This window comes from Clostridium sp. UBA2485 (assembly GCF_002341865.1).
In the GTDB taxonomy this organism is placed as follows: Bacteria; Bacillota; Clostridia; order Clostridiales; family Clostridiaceae; genus Clostridium_J.
On the sequence record NZ_DDOV01000055.1, the window covers coordinates 11,198 to 29,177 of the forward strand.

Genomic DNA, 17,980 nt, shown 5'->3' on the forward strand with positions numbered 1-17,980 from the left:
ATATCTAATAATGGTGGGTATGATGCTGAAAAAATTATTTCACTAAAACCTGATGTAGTAATATTAATTAATCAAAAACCTGATCAAAATTTGGAATCGTTAGATAAAGTTATAGAAGTTGGAATACCTGTAGTTTGTTTAAGTTATAATATTGAGCCATTAGAAGATAGAGTGAAAAATATTGAAATTATTGGTAAAATTTTAGACAAAGAAGAACGAGCAAAAGAAATATGTGATTTTATTAGTGAGAAATATGAACTAGTTAATAAGCGTTTGGAAAATATGACTACTCCTGCACCAAATGTTCATCAACTAACATTTCATGGTGATACTCCAAAATCTTTTTGGAGTTGGGCAATAATTGCTAAGCATGCTGGAGGGCATGATATCGCAGATGATATACTAAGTGGCAAACTGGAAAATGGCGGAACTATTGATCCGGAGTATTTGTTAAAGCGAGATCCTGACGTTATAACAATGGGTGGTGATGCTTTAGGATTAGGTGGAAATGAAGAAGAAGCTCAGGCTTATCTTCAAGAAATGGTAGCAAAACAACCTGGATGGGAAAATTTATCAGCAGTTAAAAATAAAAAAGTATATGCTATATCTTATTCAGCAGCATTAAACTTAGAAACTTTCTATGCAAACATGCAACTTGCTAAGTGGTATTATCCTAAAGAATTTGAGGATATTGATCCAGNNAAAAAACTAATATTAGTTTTTTTAATTATTGCTATCATAGTTGGATTTTTTGCTAATATCTTAATTGGATCATCAGGGCTCAGTATTTCTGAGGTATTTAGAACTATATTAGGAAAAGCACCAGACGATATGACGAAAACCATTGTGTGGGAAATAAGATTACCTATGGCACTGATGGGGATTGTTGTAGGAGCTGCTCTTGCTGTAGGTGGATGTGAGATGCAGACCATATTAAGGAATCCAATGGCAAGTCCATACACTTTAGGGATATCTTCCGCTGCGTCTTTTGGTGCAGCAACTGGTATGATTTTAGGAGTTAGATTTATACCATCATTTACAAATCTTACTATTCCTATAAATGCGTTTTTATGTACTATGATTGTAGCAACTATGATGTACTTATTTACTAAAAAAAAACATGTTGGGAAGAGTACAATAGTACTCTTCGGAATAGCTCTAAGCTTTATGTTTAATGCTTTAACAGCAGTATTGCAATATATTGCAACGGAACAGGAATTACAAGGGTTTATGTTTTGGTCTTTTGGAGATTTAACAAAAGCAACTTGGGAAAAGTTGTTCATTACAATAATTGTATTATTTTTATGTTTAATTATATTTACAAAAAATGCATGGAAACTAACAGCCTTAAGTTTAAGTGATAGTAAAGCAATAAGTTTAGGGGTGGACGTTCAGAAAATGAGAAGAATGTCAATAGTATTAATTTCAATGCTTTCAGCTACAGCGATATGTTTTGTAGGCACAATTGGCTTTATAGGATTAGTGGCACCACATTTGGCACGAATGTTAGTTGGAGAGGAGCAAAGATTTTTATTACCTATATCCGCATTAGTAGGAGGATTAATTTTATCCGTGGCTTCTATTGTAAGTAAAATCATTATTCCAGGTGTGATTATTCCTATAGGAATTGTTACATCTTTCATAGGCGTTCCTTTTTTTCTAGTTCTAATTTTTAAAGGCGGGAGGAATTACATGTGATTGAAATAAAGGATTTAAGCTTTGGGTATAGAGAAAATAAAGTTCTAAATAATATTTCTTTGCAGATAAAGCCAGAATTAAATGCAATTGTAGGACCAAATGCAGCAGGAAAATCTACTTTAATGAAATGTATATTTGGACTACTGAAACCCAAAGGAGAAATTTACTATAAAAAAAAGTTATTATCAGACTATACTCAAAGTGATATAGCTAATTTCATGGTGTATCTCCCGCAAGAGGAAGAAGGTACGCCACAGTTGACAGTGCTTGAAACTGTTCTTTTAGGTAGATTACAAAACTTATCATGGAAAATAGATGATAAAGATTTAAATATTGTAATGCATATACTTGAAGCTCTATGTATAGATAACTTATCTTCTCGTTATTTAACAGAACTAAGCGGGGGTCAAAAACAAATGGTGTATATTGCACAAGTTTTAGCTAAAGAGCCTAAAATATTATTAATGGATGAACCTACTAATAATCTTGATATGCAAAAGCAATTAGAATTTTGTGAATTACTAAGGCTCATCATGAAAAAAAAGAAATTAATGATTTTAGTTGTATTCCATGATTTAAATCTTGCTGCACAATACGCTGATAATATTATTGTAATGGATGGAAAAGGAGGTCTATATAGTTCAGGTGCACCAAAAGATGTTATTAATGAAAGAATGCTAAGAGATGTTTATGGCATTGAAGGAAGTATTCATATTGACAATTATGGTACTCCTATAATATCTGCAAGAAAATCTATAAGAAAAGTAGAATTTTTACCCTAATAGAAAGTTTGGATCTAAGGGACGGTTCATGATTATATTGCTTTATGTGAGAATAATAATGAAACGTCCTCTTAATAAAATAAAAAAACACCATGCCTAACAGAAGAGACTTGGTGCTTCAATTAATATATAAGTATATGAATATTTTTAATTTGTAAAGATAGTTTCTTACATAAAAAATATCTACTTAAAATTTTCATCTATTAATTTTAAAAATTTCTTTTCAGTGAGAATTTCATTTGTAACAAAATTACCATTTATAAAAATGCTATATGTTGTCCAAACTGTAGGTGCATTTTGAGCTTCCTCTAGGGCATTAATTTTAATCAGACTAAAAGGAATAGCTTTTTTATCTGCGATATCTTTCAGTAGTGAAGTATATTTTTCAGTATATGGACATTGGTTTGTATAATATAAGGTTACGCCTTCTTTATCAGCTATTGTGCCATCTTTGGCACAATCCTTGAATGTGGGTAATTTATTGTCGTTATTAAAACTTAAGCATAACAATTCAAAATAAGGATGTGCTGTATCACAAGTCTCAAAGCCTTTATACTTCAAATACTTGGGGTCAGAAAGAAAAGGCATTTTTTTCTTTGATGTAACAATAATAATTCCATCTTTATTTTGTCTTTTTGTATCATCAATGCATTCTTGTAATAACAGGTTTGATATGCCTTGCGCTTTATATTGTCCTGAAACCCAAAGACAATTGATAAACATATAATTTTCAGCATTTATAGGACTCCAAGCCTTTTCAGCAGGGATATATTCAATAAAAACCTTGCCTCTAACATCAGCTTTTTTAAAAATTAATCCGTCCCTGAAGCGTTCTTTCATCCATGCTTTTTTTGACGACACACAATTTTCACCTTTTTTATCTGAAACAACGCAGCAAATATGTTCCTCATCTATATTACTTTCATTTACTGATATAATATTCATATTACTTCCACCTTTTTAAAGTTGGGAAGAGTTCTTTCATTGAAGTTCGAGCTTCATCCTCGTCTGCATAGGGATTGCCAGAAGAAACGTGAGGTATGCATGATTCAATCATTTCTTCCATCGTTTCCTCAGTGGTAAATTTGCCGTTTTTATAGCAGTAAAGGCAATAATCCTCATTCCTACTTCCATCTGCATTTGTTCCAAAATCTTCACTCTTTATAAGAGGCATTGCACAGCTTTGACAAAAAATCATATTTTCCATATTAAAATCTCCTCTCAAAATTATTCTTTTATGAATTGATTATAACAATTTTAATATGACAGCAGTACGTCACATTTGGTAATCATTTATATATTTCCATTATATTTTGAGCTCTTTTTTTAATAATGTCCTTAATAAAATCTGGTTCTAAAACCTCAACAAAACTTCCAAAAGAGAGAATATAACCAATAACCCATTCATCAAAGGGATAATCAATGGTAACAGTAAATGTATTATTATCACCATATTCAATTTGTTCTTCTTCAAAATCATCATATACCCTGTAGGCTACTTCTGAAGCAAATTTTAATTTTAAGGATACCATTTGATTTTGCTTTGAATTATGAGATTCGACTTGTAAATCATTTGGGATTTCTCTAGTAAAAGTTTCATTACATAATTGAATGTTTTTCATTCGTGATATGCGAAAAATGCGAAAATCTTGTTTATTTCTGCAATAACCCTGAACATACCAAGAATGTCCTTTAAAAACAAGACGAAGTGGCTCAATATTACGATTTGTCTTTTCACCATAAGAACTTACATATTCAAAAGAGATCACTGTTTTTGTTAATATTGCTTCTTTTAAATATGTAAATTTTGTTTTTTCCTTTGGATGACTTCCCCAATAAGAGAAATCAACTTCTATCCAATTTGTATTTGAAACATTTTTGAACAAGGCACTTATTTTATTAAGAACCCCATCAACATCAGGAAATTTTAAAGCATTAATACTTTGTAAAGCAAAAATAATATCTTTCTGCTCTTTCTCTGATAATAAGGATTTATCAATGGTATAATTTTTTAATAAACCAATTCCACCACCATTCCCTTTTAAAGAATATATTGGAATTCCTGCTAAACTTAAAGTATCGATATCTCGGTAGATTGTTCGTGTGGATACATGGAATCGTTCAGCTAATTCTTTTGCTGTTATATGTTCTCTATTTAGAAGTATCAAGATAATTTCTAATAACCTATCAATTTGCATATTCATCACCTAAAATCAGTATAGCACACAGATATGAAACTACATGTCATATTTGAAAAAGAAGCTGAATACAATGCAATTGCTTTTGCTACCTTAACAAAGCATGTCACATTTTAATACTTTATTGTAGTTAGATAGAGCATCATTGATCTTTATTAATATATAGTAGACTAATTCTAGTAAGTTTCTTTTAATAATATCAATTTTCTTACAAGCAAATTTTATTATGAAATATAAATAGTAAATAGACTTTTTTATAAATAAAGCTCATAATAATCTTGTTTTTGTTTAAATTTTAAATATAATTAATTTCTATTGAAAAAATTAATTATATGATATAATAATCACAAATATAGCCAGAGGCATTAATTTTTAAGATAATATGGAAATTACAACAAATCGTAAAGAGTTAAAGAGAAGATTATATTTATAAAATATAACCAATAGAAACAATGATGCTAAAGGAGATTCTTATGGATATAAAAAATGTGAGTGAGCTTGCTCTTACAGCTGGTGAAATATTATTAGGGAACGGTGCTGAAACTTATAGAATTGAAGAAACTGTTTCAAGAATCTGCGAATCTTATGGTTTTACAGCGGAATGTTTAGCAATGTCAAACGGAATTTTATTATTGGTGGAAGGTTCCCAATTTGATAAAGTTACCACAATGAAAAAAGCTGGACGAAAACGGGTAGATTTATACAAAATCGAATTGATTAATTCTTTTTCAAGACAACTTAAAGAAAATCCTTTATCCTATGATGAAGCGAAGAAAGCTCTTGATGAAATTAAAAAATCTCCTAATTTCACCTTGCCTGTACGAACAATAGCGGCCTGTATGACAGGATTTATTTATACGCTTTTTTTTAACGGCTCTTTCATAGATGGTGCTGCATCAATAATTATATGTCTGATTACATATATGATGCTTGAAAAGATTGCTGAATTTGGATTTTTTCAATTTTTAGAATACTACTTAGCAGGTCTTATCATAGGCGGAACAAGCATTTTATCTCATATGCTAATTCCTTCTATTAACGCACATAATGTTATTACAGGTGGCATTATGATTTTACTTCCAGGAGTGGTATTAACAAATGGAATAAAAGACGTAATTTATGGAAATTTTTCGTCTGGCATATCAAAATTTTGTGAAGCTTTGATTGTTATTATAGCAGTTAGTATAGGGGTGGGAACTGCTCTGTTTATTGGAATGAAAGGAGCGTGATAAAATGCTAATAAAAATGACTATATTAGCATTTTTAGGAAGCGTATTTCCTGTAATATTGTTTAACATTGATAGGAAAAAAGCTCTATATGCAGGATTAGGTGGAGCTATTGGATGGGTAGTTTATAGTATTTGTCTCCAAAGAACAGGGAGTTCTGTAATTGGTTCTTTCTTTGGCGCCTTTATAGTTAATTTATATAGTGAATTAATGGCACGAATAATGAAAACACCGGCTTCTATGTTTTATGTTCCAGGAATTTTCCCTCTAGTTCCCGGTATGGCAGCATATAGCACAATAACATATCTTGTTGAAAAAAATTTTACTTCTGCCTTGGATAAAGGTATGTTAACACTAGGAATAGGTGGTGCTATCGGCTTTGGTATTATGTTATCTACTACTTTGGTTAAGTTCATTACAAAAGTCCGTTCTAAGAAAAGCAAAAAAAGACTTGATAAAGGGAATATATTTTAAGGGACGATTCATATTAATTGCTAAAATTTAATATTAAAAAATATATACATTTTAATAATTTAAAAAGGTTACCAAAAGTATTTTAAATATATGCTTAGGTAACCTTAATTTATATCATAGGGACGGTTCATAATTATATTTTAAATGATGTTACCTTATTTAAAATGAAATCAAAAATTTTTGACAATGTAATTATGAAGATGTTAGGGGCACATTGCTATAATACAAGGTTCATATTACCATTGCTGATTTTATTATTTTAAGTTTATAATATAATATCAAAGTTTTTGTTTGAACTGTATCTTGTTAATTTTAGTAAATTTAAAGTTTACAAATGAGAGCTAAAGATATTTAGAATAATTTGATTACAGGGCATTACCTTTCTATCTATTTTTAATATGATAGGTTATGCTTTTTAGGAAGGAGATTATTAATTATGAATTGGCTTGAAATGATATTAATGGTGGTCATAAGTTTGATAGCAATTTTCGGCTTAGTTTTAATATATTGTGTTATATCTCCTATGCCAACAGTTTGGTATTTAAGGAAGCTATTTTCACGTACTGAATATACCAAATTGGATGACTATGAGAAACTTAAAGAGAAAACAATGATTTATGAAGATATCGATTATGGGTCTGATTTTCCTCATGGGAAACTTGATATTATTATGCCTGAACAAGTAACTGGAAATCTTCCTGTGATTTTCTGGGTTCATGGAGGAGCCTATTTGCTGGAGATAAAAAAGATATAACACCGTATGCTGTTTCTCTTGCTAACAGAGGATTTATCCTAGTTAATATTAACTAACTATGCACTTGCACCAAAAGGAAGATATCCAATACCGTTAAGACAGATTGAGGAAGCTTACTCCTATATTAAAAAGCATTTTGCTGAGTATCATATTGATCTGAATCATACTTATTTTGCTGGAGATTCTGCTAGGGCTCAAATGGTATCTCAGTTTGTCAATATTCAAACCAATCCAAAATATTCTCATCAAGTAAATTTAGAACCGGCTGTGAATGAAAATACTATTAAAGGTGTTTTATTATTTTGCGGCCCCTTCGATTTAGCAAAATTAACACAAATAAGTTCTCCTATGTTAAGTTGGATATTTGATCGTGTTGGTTGGGCTTATTTAGGAAGTAGAAATTGGAAAAGCGAAGAAAAAACTAAAGAGCGTCCATCATAGATGAATTAACCTCTAATTACCCACCAACCTTTATTACCGATGGCAATAAAGGGTCCTCTGAATATCATGGAAAAATGTTAGAAAAAGCATTAAAAGATGTGGGTATTTATACAGAGGGTGTATTTTACCCTCAAGAATCTCAAGAGCTAGGTCATGAATACCAGTTTAATCTAGGAGATAAATATGGGGAAGATACTTTCGAAAGAGTTATTGAATTTTTGAATAAGACCCATTAAACATTTAACTATTGTAATAGGAATTTTTTATAAATAAATTTTGGATATTTAGGAGATAAATAAGGTAAGGTTATCAATTTTTAAGTTTTTAGTAAAGAATTTAAAGAAAAGTTGATAACTACTTTTTTATATTTTTATTTATGTTTTATGAGAAAACTACATAAAAGGAAAGGAGTATTTATGAATATTCTTGTTACATTAAACTCTAATTATATTAAGCAATTGATTATTATGATTTATTCTATATTAAAGTCTAATCCAGATGTAAATTTTAATGTATATATTGCCCATAAAGAATTAACAGAGGATGATTTTAGTTATATAGGAGGATATTTAGATAAAAAGAGATGTAAAGTTATATCTGTAAAAGTTACCGATGAAATGTTTAAAAATGCACCTGTTACTAAACGCTATCCAAGAGAAATGTATTTTAGGATATTTGCAGCGCAATTTCTTCCAAAAGATTTAGATAGAATTTTGTATTTAGATCCAGACTTAGTTGTTATTAATCCTCTTAACGAACTTTATTATATGAATTTTGAAGACAATTATTATATTGCTGCTTCTCATGTTAATAAGGGAATGCAAAAGCTAAATGAAATTCGCTTAGACATGGAGAAGGATGCTTATTATATTAACTCAGGTGTAATGTTGATGAATTTAAAGCTTCTTCGAGAAAAACAAGATATAGACAGTGCTTTGGAATATATTGAAAAGAATAAGAATCGTTTATTGCTTCCTGATCAAGACGTGTTAAGTGGATTATATGGAGGAAAAACTAAGGTGGTAGATTCTATTATTTATAATCTTAGTGAACGATACTTAAAATTGTATAATATGAATTTTAAAAATCTTGATAAAAGAATAGATTTAGATTGGGTACGACAAAATACTGTTATTATACATTATTGTGGAAGAAATAAGCCTTGGAAGGATAATTATATTGGAGAATTAGATATATTTTATAAAAAATACGCTCAAATGGTTGCTGAAATTGAAGGAAGTACCAATGAAAATACTTTGAAGAATATCGAAGTATATAAAAGAAACAGTAAAAAGAATCAAAGGCTATAAAAAATTATTAGATATTAAAATACTTAAAGCATTAATATAAATGAATAAAATCAAATATACACTGTAAGGTTAAAGCTGATAAAATAAATAACATTCAAATTTAAATTTGGATGTTATTTATTTTTTATTTAACATATTAGTATGATTCCATCTGTAATAGATATAGATGAAGAAAATAAAAAATGGGGTTGTTTTGTAAAATTTACCAAGGCTGATTCCTATATTTATAGTGGATTATTAATTGAAATAGATGGTACAATATAATATAAGCTTATTTATAAAAGGCGTATTGGCATATATGAAATATTAATGAGGAGATATATATGAAACATATAACTTTTGAAGATATAAAAAAGAATAAAGAATTTCAAACCTATATCCAAAAAGGTGATGAATTACTTGGAGTCTTAGGATATACTGAACATTCTTTCGTTCATGCAGGAAAGGTTGCCTATACTGCAGATAGTATATTGCATAGTTTAGGGTATAGCGAAAGAGAAAGAGAACTTGGGAAAATAGCTGGATATACTCATGATATTGGCAACATGATAAATAGAATTGATCATGCTCAAACAGGTGCTATATTAGCTTTTAATATTTTAACTAGAATGGAAATGCCCCCTGAAGAAATTGCTACCATAGTTTCTGCTATTGGAAATCATGATGAAGGTACAGGTCAACCTGTAAATACAGTATCTGCAGCATTAATATTAGCAGATAAAACTGATGTTAGAAGAAGCAGAGTGAGAAACAGAGATTTTGCTACTTTTGACATTCACGATCGTGTAAATTATGCAGTTGAGGAGGCAAAAGTTAAAATTAATTCTGAAAAAAGAATTGTTTTATTGGAAATGAAGATTGATATTACTATTTCTTCTTTAATGGAGTATTTTGAGATATTTCTAAATCGTATGATGATGTGTAGAAAGGCAGCAGATTTTTTAGGTGCTAAATTTGAATTAGTGATAAATGGTACGAAATTACTATAGATATCAAAATTTATTAAAACACAGAGATTTAATTTCATAATGTAAATATATAAATGCGTTAGTGGAAAGAATTAATATCTTGAACTAACGCATTTTTATTAATGTAAATAAGATATAGGGATGCAATGTGAAAATTTAAAGTATACTCTGGAAAATAAGTTTTCTATAAAAATAGCTTAAACCCTTAGAAATTAAGGATTAATAGTTAAAAATGAAGAATTAATGATGAAATTCACTAAATGTGAATTTCTTAAAACAAAATTTATTTTAAAAACTCCAAAGGCTTTGACGGTATAATTTTAGCCACAATTCTTCATTCTTCATTCTTAATTTTTAATTCATGGTAAAAATTTTATTATGAAAATTAAAATCATGTATAAGTTAAATTTTTATTAAAGAATCCTATAAATGCAGTAACTTTAGAATATGATAATACGTATTTATATTTAAGGTGAATAGATAATCAAAGTGGGTACTAAAAAATTTATATAATATCGTAATATATAAAGAGGAGGTGAAGTGATGGTCAGACTTCTCAATATTTTTAACAGAGAACAGACATTAGAGGAACGAGTGAAAGATATACAAAAGGGTAACGAAGGGGATAAAAATAGTCTAATTGAAGAATATATTCCTTTTATAAAAAAAGTGCTTAGCAATGAATTAGGACAATATGTTGAAATAGAAAATAATGACGCCTTTAGTGTAGGATTAATAGCATTTAATGAGGCTATCGAAAAGTATGATGAAAAAAGAGGCAATTTTTTAACCTTTGCTTCTATGGTAATAAAAAGTAGATTAATAGATCATCGCCGAAGTGAGGCGAGAAAACCAAAGGAAGTTTGTATTAGTGAGTTAAAATGTGATGATGAGAGTTATGGTTATAATGAAAATATTATAGCAATAGATAGTTTTGAAAAGAGAGTTGAAATTAGGTTTGACATCGCTCTTCTAGTTAAGGAGATGAAAGGATATGGGGTTTCTTTAGATGAATTGATAAAGGAATCTCCAAAACATAAGGATACTAGAATTGTAGCTATCAGTATTGGAAAATACATATTTGAAAAGGATTATTTAAAAGAAAAATTTTTGAAAACTAAGAATTTACCAGTTAGTGATTTGATGAGAGAATTATGTGTATCTAAGAAAGTCATACAAAGGAGTAGAAAATTTATTATAGCAATAGTATTAATTTTGAACAGTGACTTAGATACATTAAAGGAATATATTTTCTATAGCGAAGGGTGTGAAATGAGTGATCTACAAAGGCACTGTGATAGAGATTTATTATGATAGTATAGTTGTGATGGCTGAAGATTGTACTTTTAAAAGGATAAAGAAAAGTGACGGTTTAGAGGAAGGAATGGAGATATATTTTGAAGATAGAGACATTATTAAAAACTCAAACTTTACTATTAAAAATATTTCTAAGGGAGTAGCTGCTGTTTTAATTTTTGCAGTTACTTCTTTATATGTTTTAGGGTTTTGGAATGAAAATTATAAATCAGTAGCTCTATTAGCTGTAGATATAAATCCAAGTGTTGAGATGGAAATTAATAAAAATTATCGTGTAATAAAAATTTCAGCACTTAATGAAGAAGCTTCAAAACTTCCTCTTGAAGATTTGAAGAATTATCCATTAATAGACGCTTTAGAAGAGATTGTAGAAATGGTGGAAACGGCAGGATATATTAAGAAAGATGAATCAAACCGCGTATTGGTAACGTCAGTAGAATTAAAAAGTAATGATGAAGGTGATAAAAACTTAGATAATCTTATAATGGAAGGAAAGAAAAAGATACAGGAAGTCTCTAATGAGAGAGGGCAGCAGATTGAAGTTGTTACAATAAAATCAGATAGAGAAACATTAAATAAAGCGAAAGAAGAAAACATTTCAGTGGGTAAGATGGAGATTTATAAAGAAATTGAAGATGAAAATAAAAATCAGAATAAGAATGAGATAATGGAATTAAAAGATAAAAAATCAGAGGAGTCTATAAAAGAAGTTGAAAAAAGTGAAAAAGTTAAAAAAAACAATAATGAGAATAACGGTAATAAAAATAATCCTATAAAAGAAGAGAAGGAAAATAATAAGAATAAAAAAGGAAACGAAAATAGTAAGGATAAAAAAGATAAGGAAAACAATAAGAATAAAGAAAAAAAGGAAAATAATAAGAATAAAAAAGAGAATGAAAACAGTAAGGATAAAAAAGAGAAGGGAAATAATAAGAATAAAAAAGATGAGACAAATGGCAAAGATAAATAAAGAGAAGAGATAAAAAAATAAAAAACTAAAGAAATTTTAGCTTGTAGTTTTTCTGGAAAAATAAAAAAATTGATAAATATTTCATGTGATTTATCTAAAAAAATCAAGTAATCATAATTTTATAATATAAAAAACAGGTAAGCGAATAGGAACCTTACCTGTTTTTCTTTGAAAGCTTCTCATATATTATTTAATCTTAATCTTCACATTATATCTCCTAGAATTTAAAATTAAGAATGAAAGATAGAAATTATAGTTAGAACTCCATAGTTAAAGCCTTTGAAGTTTTTAGAACAAGTTCTATTTTCTAGAGTTATTCTAAATTTTTATAGTATGCATCTTAAAAGTTTAGAATTTCTTTAGAATTAATTTAGAAAAACTATAGATGCTACATTTAAAATGAATAAGAGGAAAGCTTTTCTAATTTTGTATAAAGGAGAGGGTTAAAGTGAAAATTAAAAAGAAGACTGCTATGATTACAAGCTTTACTTTAGGTATTTTAATGTTTGCAACAACTGCTATGGCGGAAATATCATCTAAGAGTGGGTATGATCAAATGAAAGATGCGTTGAAATATTCAGCAGAAAGTTTTTCAGATAGGCTTTCAAATTATACTATTGATATGTCTATGAACATAAAAGATAATGGCAAGATTATCATATCTGATAGTGCAGTTAATAAAGCGGATGTAACCAATAAAGCAGAAGAAAACTATAATACTGAGATTAGAGGAAATAAAAAAACAGAATATTATTCTTATAGTGATGAGAATGTTAGAATTAGTGCTAATGATGATAAGAGTACTTACTATATAAGTGAATATGAAAGTCCAATTGATAAAACAGTTTTTGATAATCCTTTTAAAATGGAAGAAGCAGGAGATATTGAAAAGATTGCAGATGCAATTGTAGGAAATTTAAAGGATTATGTTGTAGTAAATGAAAAAGCAGAGGGAAATAAAGAATTGTCTGGTTCTATAAAAGATGCACAAATACCTGCTTTAATAAATGCAGTCACATCTTATATGATAAAGAGCAGATCTGTATTTAGTCCAGGTTCTGGAGAAGAACAAATTATGCCTGTAATCACTAAAGATGCATATGTAAAAGAAATTGATGGTAAAATGGTTGTAGATAAAAATGGATTAATTCAAAATCTTATGGGCACAGCAACTATTTATGGTAAAGATGAACAAGGAAAAGAACATAATTTAACTGTTGAATTACTTGTTAAGGTGTCTAATGTTAACTCTACTATTGTGAGTAAACCAGATTTATCTGGAAAAGAAGTAGAAAAGAGTATAGTATCCAATAATGGGTATAAGTTAGAAACACCTGAGATGTATTTAGGTAAGTACAAGACTGATATTATTATAGAAAAAGATGGTAAGTTCCAAAAGATTGGAGAAAGAATTGTAAATATTACACATTCTGACGATAAATCTATTGGTGGAACATATCATGAGGAATATGTAGAAGGATACGCAGAAGGATATAAGGATTACAAGGCAGTGAAATCAGATATTAGTTTTGATGGTAAATATGGAGAATATGGAGAATATGAATATTACAATGCTGAACTTGATATTGAAGGATCTTCCGATAAAGGTAGTATAACTCTCTATGTGGGAAAAGCTGGATTTTATCTTGGAATGCCAATAGGTGATGGCCGTTGGCATGGTGGTGAACTTAATAGAGTATTTGAATAGTAAACAGTTTTAATTAATAATTTATATTTAAGTTTAGGTGTAAAAAATTGAGAGTTGAGAATTATATTATTTTCAATAAATTTTCAACTCTCCACTATTGTCTAAATAAAAATTTATGACAATTTTAAAGGGGGACTAAAGTTGGAGAAGGTTATTGAAATAAATAACTTAAATAAAGTTTATAAAAATGGCAGGGGAATAACTGATATCAACCTTGAGATAAATAGGGGGGATATCTTTGGATTTTTAGGGCCTAATGGAGCGGGTAAAACTACTGCTATGAAGATTATGACAGGACTTATAAAGCCAGACAGCGGTGATGTGAAAATTTTAGGATATAGTGTATTGGAAGAATTTGAAAAATCTATGGAAAAAGTGGGATGTATTATTGAAATAGCTGAATCCTATAAATATCTCACTGCTTATGAAAATCTTAAACAATTTTCAAGATATTATAAAGATGTGGATGATAAGAGAATTGATGAAGTTTTAGAACTTACAGGAATTAGAAAGTTCAAAGATGAAAAGACAAAAAGATTTTCTCTTGGAATGAAACAAAGGCTTGGAATTGCAGCAGCAATACTATCTAGACCTGAAGTTGTCATTTTGGATGAGCCTTTAAATGGACTAGATGTTGAAGGAATGATTGATATAAGAAATCTTATAAAAAAACTTTCAGAAGAAGAAAAGACAACATTTTTTATATCAAGTCATCTTATTCATGATGTTGAGCTTACATGCAATAAGATAGGGGTACTTTATAACGGTAAAATGCTTAATGTGGATACTACTAGAAATATATTAAATAATTACGCTAATCTAGAAAACTACTTTATAAGCGAGGTGGAACGAAATGGTAGAATTTAAAGCTGCTGTAATCAATGAAATGGAAAAGCTATATAAAAAGAAAAAAATTTTAGTTGCAGCAATAATATCATTAATTTTCATTGTAATGGGACAACTTACTATTATTGGCTTAAGAAGTGGATTTGGTTTAAGAGGTACTTCTAGTATGGAGTTCCCAATATTAGTACTTTCTATAATAGTTAATACTATATTACCGCTTTTTACTGCCCTTGTTACTATAGATAGTTTTTCAGGGGAATTTTCTCAAAACACTATGAAAATAGCCATCACAAGACCAATTACAAGGCTAAAATTTTTTACAGCTAAAATGGTGGCTATAATGTTTTTTGTATTAGTTAATCTCTTATTTGTAATGATATTTTCAACTATTGTAGGAATAATTTTTAATTCAAGCTCTTTTACGATGCAAGGAATAATTAGAATACTTGTATCTTATATAGTTACTGTATTGCCAATGGCAGTTTTAGTACTGTTAATTGTAGTCTTTACTAATATAATAGAAAATGGAACAGGGGTGTTTTTCTTATCAGTGTTTGTTTTTATTGTTTTTAAAATAGCGGAAATCATCTTTTCACAATACTCAGGACTATTTTTCACATCAATGTTTAAGTGGTATAATTTATGGATAATGAGTAATTTCCCATTTTTAAAGATTTTCCGTCAGCTTATGATGATGAGCAGTTATGGAATACTACTTTTTACACTGGGATATTATTTATTTGATAAAAAAGATTTTTAAGGTGAGTAAATGGGTATAAAAAAACGATTAATAATATCTAATACTATAACAGCTATAATTCCACTGATTATAACTATTATAACTGTTTTTAGTTTCTTATCTGTTTCTTCAAAGATTTTTTATAAACAGCATGATTATAATGAACTTAAGGATGGAATGGTCATAAGAACTAAGCTTGTAGACATTAGAAATAATATAATAAAGCAAAATATTGAAAATGTTGAGGATACTAAATTTCAAGAAAAATTATTAGGTGAACTTTCAGATTTAGATGGTAAATTTATAATTCTTAAAGATAATAAAGTTGTATCAGCACCTAAAGACATCAGTAAATTTGATATAGAAAAAATCAAAGAATTACTAGAAGAAAAGGTAATAAACAAAAAAGCTGTAATTAATAATGTTCATTATTTACTCGAGTTTATAGAATTGAATTTAGAAGAGGAATCTAATAAAAATATAATATTATTAGCTCCAATAGGAGAAGAAATAAATATATTAAATAAACTTATAATTATTGCTATTGTAGTTTATATAATATCTTTTATAATAATCAACATAATTATGTCTTATCTTTTTTCTGAGAGGATAGTAAAACCTATTAATTTTTTAAAAGAAGCCACTAACGAAATTAGCAAAGGAAATTTAAATTATGAAATTATCGAAGACGGTGATGATGAGATAAGGGAATTGTGTCGTGGTTTTGAAGCCATGAGAGTGCAGCTTAAAGATTCTGTAGTTATGAAGATTAAGTATGATGATAATCGTAAGCTGCTTGTATCTAGCATTTCTCATGATTTAAAGACTCCAATAACATCAATAAAAGGCTATGTAGAGGGAATCTTAGATGGTGTAGCAAATACATCTGAAAAAAGAGAAAAATATTTAAAAACTATTTATTCAAAGGCAGAACATGTAGATCATATGATTGATGATTTACTTTTATATTCAAAGCTAGATTTAAAGCAGCTTCCATTTAATTTTGAAAAAGTAGATATTGTTGAGTATTTGGATTTCTGTATATATGAAAGTGAACCTGAACTTATAAAGCATAATATAAAAATACAATTAAATAACGATTTTGATTCTTCAAGATATGTTATGATGGATAGAGAAAGAATGAGAAGAGTTATTTTAAATATTATAGAAAATTCACGTAAATATATGGATAAACAGCAAGGTGAAATAAATGTAAATCTTAGAGAAACAAGTTCAAGTATTATAATAGAGATAAGAGATAACGGTGCTGGAATAGATAATGAGGATGTCAGCAAAATTTTTTATAGATTTTATAGAGCAGATTCTGCAAGAAGTGAAGCAAGTGGAAGTGGATTAGGACTTGCTATAGCAAAACAAATTGTGGAAGGTCATAAAGGAAGAATATGGGCAATTAGTCACGGTGACAAAGGGACAAGTATATTGATATCTCTAGGAAAGATAATATAAAATAATAAGATTAATATTTGGAGGTTTCAAGTATATGAAAAAAATATTAATAGTAGAAGATGATTTGAGTATTGCTGAACTTCAAAAGGATTATTTAGAGATATCTGGATTTGAAGTGGATATTTGTACTGATGGAGTAAGTGGTTTAAATACAATAAAAGAAAATAGTTATGATTTAATAATTTTGGATGTTATGCTTCCTAAAATTGATGGTTTTGATATATTAAGAATTATTCAAGAAAACAAAGATATGCCAGTTTTAATGGTTTCTGCTAAAAAAGAAGAAATTGATAAAATAAAGGGTCTAACACTAGGAGCAGATGATTATATAACTAAACCTTTTAGTCCAGGAGAATTAGTTGCTAGAGTTAAATCTCATATTCAAAATTACGAGAGAATGAGAAATAAATTTAGCAATAAGATAAATAATAATAGTATTATAATAAGAGGTCTTGAAATACTTAAAGATTCAAGACAGGTATTTATAAATGGAAAAGAAGTTAATTTAGCTCAAAAGGAATTTGAATTATTATTGTATATGGCTGAAAATCCTAACAGGGTATTTGGAAAAGATGAACTCTTCGAAAGAATTTGGGGTCTTGATTCTCTTGGAGACAATGCTACGGTTACAGTACATATTAGAAAAATACGAGAAAAGATTGAGTCCAATCCATCAGAACCACAATATATTGAAACGCTGTGGGGAGTTGGATATAGAGTTAGGGTATAAACATTATAAAAAAATGAGTTCATTTAACTCGTTTTTCTAATTCACAATTCACATTCAACAATTGAGAATTGACGATTGATAATGGACAATTGTGGATATTTCTCAGTTATCACTGAGAAATTTATAATTGACTCTGTAGCGGCGAATAGTGTTCGCCACATATTTATTGTATTAGTATTAAATTATAGTATCGACTCAAAAAAAACTGGTGAATACTGTTCACACCTACAACAACTAGCAATTCCATTACTAGTCAAAAAAACAATTAAATAAATTATTTTTTCTAAAAATAATTTCAACCTTAATTGTCAATTGTCCATTGTCAATTCTCCATTATCTAAAGTTATCCAC

20 protein-coding genes are annotated in these 17,980 nt (G+C 28.7%); 17 read left to right on the plus strand and 3 right to left on the minus strand.

Annotated elements, in window-relative coordinates:
* The first annotated feature begins 36 nt into the window (after positions 1–36).
* Positions 37–1,698 (plus strand): iron chelate uptake ABC transporter family permease subunit, encoded by a 1,662-nt coding sequence (locus B3603_RS11405; RefSeq protein ID WP_349676812.1) that lies wholly within the window; start codon positions 37–39, stop codon positions 1,696–1,698.
* Positions 1,695–2,480 carry an ABC transporter ATP-binding protein gene (locus tag B3603_RS11410; protein ID WP_291564799.1) on the plus strand — a complete coding sequence of 262 codons (786 nt, stop codon included), beginning with the start codon at positions 1,695–1,697 and terminating at the stop codon, positions 2,478–2,480. Before B3603_RS11405 ends, B3603_RS11410 begins: the two co-directional genes overlap by 4 nt.
* Positions 2,481–2,663: 183 nt before the next feature.
* Here the strand turns inward: B3603_RS11410 and B3603_RS11415 are convergent, their stop codons facing one another.
* The 3 genes from B3603_RS11415 to B3603_RS11425 form a co-directional block, all read right to left on the minus strand.
* Positions 2,664–3,425: a YoaP domain-containing protein gene (locus B3603_RS11415; RefSeq protein WP_291564800.1), complete on the minus strand. Its 762-nt coding sequence runs from the start codon at positions 3,423–3,425 to the stop codon at positions 2,664–2,666.
* A 1-nt stretch (position 3,426) separates the two neighbouring features.
* Positions 3,427–3,678 (minus strand): zinc ribbon domain-containing protein, encoded by a 252-nt coding sequence (locus tag B3603_RS11420; RefSeq protein WP_414632380.1) that lies wholly within the window; start codon positions 3,676–3,678, stop codon positions 3,427–3,429.
* 91 nt (positions 3,679–3,769) lie between these two features.
* Positions 3,770–4,678 carry a helix-turn-helix transcriptional regulator gene (locus B3603_RS11425; protein ID WP_291564802.1) on the minus strand — a complete coding sequence of 303 codons (909 nt, stop codon included), beginning with the start codon at positions 4,676–4,678 and terminating at the stop codon, positions 3,770–3,772.
* 473 nt (positions 4,679–5,151) lie between these two features.
* Here B3603_RS11425 and B3603_RS11430 point away from each other — a divergent pair, with 473 nt between their 5' ends.
* From B3603_RS11430 to B3603_RS11500, 15 genes are all read left to right on the plus strand, one after another.
* The gene (locus B3603_RS11430) at positions 5,152–5,907 is read left to right on the plus strand and encodes a threonine/serine ThrE exporter family protein (protein WP_291564959.1); all 756 of its coding nucleotides are present in this window, start codon (positions 5,152–5,154) and stop codon (positions 5,905–5,907) included.
* A 4-nt stretch (positions 5,908–5,911) separates the two neighbouring features.
* On the plus strand, positions 5,912–6,379 hold the full coding sequence (locus B3603_RS11435) for a threonine/serine exporter family protein (RefSeq protein WP_291564804.1): 468 nt from the start codon (positions 5,912–5,914) through the stop codon (positions 6,377–6,379).
* Positions 6,380–6,815: 436 nt separating this feature from the next.
* Positions 6,816–7,133 carry a hypothetical protein gene (locus B3603_RS11440; RefSeq protein WP_291564806.1) on the plus strand — a complete coding sequence of 106 codons (318 nt, stop codon included), beginning with the start codon at positions 6,816–6,818 and terminating at the stop codon, positions 7,131–7,133.
* A 45-nt stretch (positions 7,134–7,178) separates the two neighbouring features.
* Entirely contained in the window at positions 7,179–7,574 is a 396-nt protein-coding gene (locus B3603_RS11445; RefSeq protein WP_291564962.1) for an alpha/beta hydrolase, read from the plus strand.
* A gap of 74 nt (positions 7,575–7,648) precedes the next feature.
* Positions 7,649–7,810 (plus strand): hypothetical protein, encoded by a 162-nt coding sequence (locus B3603_RS11450; protein ID WP_291564808.1) that lies wholly within the window; start codon positions 7,649–7,651, stop codon positions 7,808–7,810.
* A gap of 180 nt (positions 7,811–7,990) precedes the next feature.
* Entirely contained in the window at positions 7,991–8,884 is an 894-nt protein-coding gene (locus tag B3603_RS11455; RefSeq protein WP_291564810.1) for a glycosyltransferase family 8 protein, read from the plus strand.
* A gap of 141 nt (positions 8,885–9,025) precedes the next feature.
* The gene (locus B3603_RS11460) at positions 9,026–9,148 is read left to right on the plus strand and encodes a hypothetical protein (protein ID WP_291564812.1); all 123 of its coding nucleotides are present in this window, start codon (positions 9,026–9,028) and stop codon (positions 9,146–9,148) included.
* Between the two features lie 59 nt (positions 9,149–9,207).
* Positions 9,208–9,873, plus strand: coding sequence for an HD domain-containing protein (locus B3603_RS11465; protein WP_291564814.1), 666 nt, complete (start codon positions 9,208–9,210; stop codon positions 9,871–9,873).
* Between the two features lie 522 nt (positions 9,874–10,395).
* Positions 10,396–11,166 (plus strand): sigma-70 family RNA polymerase sigma factor, encoded by a 771-nt coding sequence (locus B3603_RS11470; protein WP_039633681.1) that lies wholly within the window; start codon positions 10,396–10,398, stop codon positions 11,164–11,166.
* Positions 11,129–12,139 carry an anti-sigma factor domain-containing protein gene (locus tag B3603_RS11475; RefSeq protein ID WP_291564816.1) on the plus strand — a complete coding sequence of 337 codons (1,011 nt, stop codon included), beginning with the start codon at positions 11,129–11,131 and terminating at the stop codon, positions 12,137–12,139. The genes B3603_RS11470 and B3603_RS11475 overlap by 38 nt, the downstream gene beginning before the upstream one ends.
* Before the next feature lie 448 nt (positions 12,140–12,587).
* Positions 12,588–13,847 carry a hypothetical protein gene (locus B3603_RS11480; RefSeq protein ID WP_291564818.1) on the plus strand — a complete coding sequence of 420 codons (1,260 nt, stop codon included), beginning with the start codon at positions 12,588–12,590 and terminating at the stop codon, positions 13,845–13,847.
* Between the two features lie 141 nt (positions 13,848–13,988).
* A complete protein-coding gene (locus B3603_RS11485) occupies positions 13,989–14,714 on the plus strand; it encodes an ABC transporter ATP-binding protein (RefSeq protein ID WP_291564821.1) in 726 nt (241 codons plus the stop codon).
* Positions 14,701–15,453 (plus strand): ABC transporter permease, encoded by a 753-nt coding sequence (locus tag B3603_RS11490; RefSeq protein WP_291564822.1) that lies wholly within the window; start codon positions 14,701–14,703, stop codon positions 15,451–15,453. The genes B3603_RS11485 and B3603_RS11490 overlap by 14 nt, the downstream gene beginning before the upstream one ends.
* 9 nt (positions 15,454–15,462) lie before the next feature.
* Positions 15,463–16,899, plus strand: a complete 1,437-nt coding sequence (locus B3603_RS11495) for a HAMP domain-containing sensor histidine kinase (RefSeq protein ID WP_291564824.1) — start codon at positions 15,463–15,465, stop codon at positions 16,897–16,899.
* 34 nt (positions 16,900–16,933) lie between these two features.
* Complete coding sequence (locus tag B3603_RS11500; protein ID WP_291564826.1) at positions 16,934–17,629, plus strand: response regulator transcription factor; 696 nt, start codon at positions 16,934–16,936, stop codon at positions 17,627–17,629.
* Positions 17,630–17,980: the final 351 nt, after the last annotated feature.

Excerpts from the sequence above, each read along its gene's own strand:
- B3603_RS11430 (WP_291564959.1), top strand. The coding sequence starts at position 5,152 with ATGGATATAAAAAATGTGAGTGAGCTTGCTCTTACAGCTGGTGAAATA.
- B3603_RS11470 (WP_039633681.1), top strand. The coding sequence starts at position 10,396 with ATGGTCAGACTTCTCAATATTTTTAACAGAGAACAGACATTAGAGGAA.
- B3603_RS11420 (WP_414632380.1), bottom strand. The coding sequence starts at position 3,678 with ATGATTTTTTGTCAAAGCTGTGCAATGCCTCTTATAAAGAGTGAAGAT.
- B3603_RS11425 (WP_291564802.1), bottom strand. The coding sequence starts at position 4,678 with ATGCAAATTGATAGGTTATTAGAAATTATCTTGATACTTCTAAATAGA.
- B3603_RS11450 (WP_291564808.1), top strand. The coding sequence starts at position 7,649 with ATGTTAGAAAAAGCATTAAAAGATGTGGGTATTTATACAGAGGGTGTA.
- B3603_RS11460 (WP_291564812.1), top strand. The coding sequence starts at position 9,026 with ATGATTCCATCTGTAATAGATATAGATGAAGAAAATAAAAAATGGGGT.
- B3603_RS11415 (WP_291564800.1), bottom strand. The coding sequence starts at position 3,425 with ATGAATATTATATCAGTAAATGAAAGTAATATAGATGAGGAACATATT.
- B3603_RS11435 (WP_291564804.1), top strand. The coding sequence starts at position 5,912 with ATGCTAATAAAAATGACTATATTAGCATTTTTAGGAAGCGTATTTCCT.
- B3603_RS11455 (WP_291564810.1), top strand. The coding sequence starts at position 7,991 with ATGAATATTCTTGTTACATTAAACTCTAATTATATTAAGCAATTGATT.
- B3603_RS11490 (WP_291564822.1), top strand. The coding sequence starts at position 14,701 with ATGGTAGAATTTAAAGCTGCTGTAATCAATGAAATGGAAAAGCTATAT.
- B3603_RS11440 (WP_291564806.1), top strand. The coding sequence starts at position 6,816 with ATGAATTGGCTTGAAATGATATTAATGGTGGTCATAAGTTTGATAGCA.
- B3603_RS11465 (WP_291564814.1), top strand. The coding sequence starts at position 9,208 with ATGAAACATATAACTTTTGAAGATATAAAAAAGAATAAAGAATTTCAA.
- B3603_RS11495 (WP_291564824.1), top strand. The coding sequence starts at position 15,463 with ATGGGTATAAAAAAACGATTAATAATATCTAATACTATAACAGCTATA.
- B3603_RS11500 (WP_291564826.1), top strand. The coding sequence starts at position 16,934 with ATGAAAAAAATATTAATAGTAGAAGATGATTTGAGTATTGCTGAACTT.